This is a genomic window from Bacillus sp. SIMBA_026 (assembly GCF_046535335.1).
Taxonomy (GTDB): Bacteria; Bacillota; Bacilli; order Bacillales; family Bacillaceae; genus Bacillus; species Bacillus velezensis.
Genome location: NZ_JAWRWX010000069.1, coordinates 1 through 338, shown reverse-complemented (window position 1 = coordinate 338; position 338 = coordinate 1). Strand labels below are relative to the sequence as shown.

Below are 338 nucleotides of genomic sequence, written 5' to 3'. Positions count from 1 at the left end.
TAACGCGTTTGTCGGCTGCGCTCCTTGAAGGGCCGATTGTTGACAGGCAATTGGTTGACCTCGAGAAGCGCCTCGCCGAAGCGGAGGATGTACTCCATGCGGCGCGGATGCACAGGCTTAGCCTAGAGCCGAAGGCGTCGCTGCCGATGGAGTCTCTGGGGCGCGTGTACGTGCTCCTAGGGAAGTTGCAGGCTCTTCTCCGAGCGTTGGCGACATTGGAGGGGGACGACGACCTCGGGGACCGTGTCCGTGATACGGAAGAGAAGCTTGCTCAACTGGACGGGTATTTTCAAAACTCTGGGCGCGAGGCGAGAGAGGAGGAGGTCGCTTCACAGCTC

Annotated in this window: 1 protein-coding gene; it reads left to right on the top strand. The window is 60.7% G+C overall.

The features are described from left to right. A partial coding sequence (locus SB847_RS20710; RefSeq protein ID WP_410578451.1) for a hypothetical protein occupies positions 1-338 on the top strand: 338 nt, incomplete at both ends.